General features: G+C 67.2%; 1 pseudogene. It reads right to left on the bottom strand.

What is annotated here, in order from left to right:
- Window positions 1-793, bottom strand: a pseudogene (locus tag DJ73_RS04555) (DNA polymerase domain-containing protein); the annotation flags it as partial.

The raw sequence follows: 793 nt of genomic DNA, 5'->3' as shown, positions 1-793 counted from the left end.
GGATGATGTTGGGATACAGCGACGCGAAGTCGAGTTCGTGGACGTCCTCGTGGACGCCCGCGTCGGGGGCGAACGTCGTTCCACCGCGGTCGGCGTCATCGAGCGTCGACGCCGGTTTGAACAGTTCCGGCCGCCACGCCCGCCACGGAACGAGCACGTCACGGTTCCGGGCCTCCCGGATCTGCATCGCCGTCAACACGCGTCCGATGGAGGCCCACCCGAGCTCTTGTAAGGGCAACCCGGAGCGCTTGACGAGGTCGAGACACCCCTCGAGCCCCGACTCGTGATAGAAGAACGAGTTGGACTCGTCGACGATGACGCGTCCGGGGACCGCGTACCGCGCCGGCGAGTGCCCCACGTTCCCGTAGGACGTGTACGTCGACTCGCCGGCGAGTTTCGTGTACCCCGGTCTCCGTCCGAGTTCGAGGTCGACGTCGTACGCGTCGGCCGCCTCGAACAGCAACGGAACGAGGTCGGCCGTCGACACGACTAGCACATCGGGGTCGCGCTCATCCAGCGCCGCCCGAACGCCTTCCACGACCCCTCGCGGTGACGAATCGATTCGGTCACCGTCGACGGAGAGCCGCGGCAGCGACTCGACGCCCGATTCGTGGCCGGGGAAATCCAGGCGTACCGTTCGGAGGTCGCGAACCGATCGGTCGGGGCCAGCCGGCGTGTCCGTTTCGAGGCAGTATCGCAGCTGTCGCGTGAGGTCGACGTTGTAGCAGGTGTACGCGTCCGGACGGTCGAACCGGCGGACCCGTTTCGCGACCGTTCGGACCGCCTCGATCGA

The sequence above is a fragment of the Halorubrum sp. Ea1 genome, from assembly GCF_002252965.1.
Taxonomy (GTDB): domain Archaea; phylum Halobacteriota; class Halobacteria; order Halobacteriales; family Haloferacaceae; genus Halorubrum.
Note: the sequence above shows the minus strand (reverse complement) of the source record. Positions and strands in the feature narration are given on the sequence as shown.